Source organism: Streptomyces sp. XM83C (assembly GCF_023072675.1).
In the GTDB taxonomy this organism is placed as follows: domain Bacteria; phylum Actinomycetota; class Actinomycetes; order Streptomycetales; family Streptomycetaceae; genus Streptomyces; species Streptomyces thermocoprophilus.
Window position 1 is genome coordinate 1 of record NZ_JALLGL010000664.1, and the last position, 491, is coordinate 491.

The following is a 491-nucleotide window of genomic DNA, read 5'->3' on the forward strand; positions in this document are numbered from 1 at the left end:
CTAAAAAGGGGGCGAACACACAGGTCCGAGCCCCGTGGACCGGGGCAAGCCGGGTTCCAAGATGCACGTCCTGTCGGACGCGAACGGACTGCCCCTCCTCGTCGGCGTCTCGGCCGCCAACACCCATGACAGCGAAGGACTGAAGCCGATGATGGAGGGTCACCAAACGAGACACGACCCCCACCGAGACCGGTACTTCAAGCCCCAGCGGCTGCACGCGGACAAAGCCTACGACCGTGCCGACCTGCGCAGATGGCTCCGCGGGAAGCGCATCGGCGTGCGCATCGCCCGGAAGGGCATCGAGTCCAGCCAGCGATTAGGGCGACGCCGCTGGGTCATCGAGCGCACCATGTCGTGGCTGTCCGGCTACCACCGACTCAGCCCTCGCTACGAACGCAACCCCCGCAACTACCTGGCCTTTCTCGGACTCGCCGCAGCCCTGTGCTGCTACAAGCGCCTCATCCGCCTCACCACATAGGACACGGTCTTAG

Annotated in this window: 1 pseudogene; it reads left to right on the top strand. The window is 65.6% G+C overall.

Annotated elements, in window-relative coordinates:
* Nucleotides 1–4: 4 nt before the first annotated feature.
* Nucleotides 5–478, top strand: a pseudogene (locus tag MTQ10_RS30990) (IS5 family transposase); the annotation flags it as partial.
* Nucleotides 479–491: the final 13 nt, after the last annotated feature.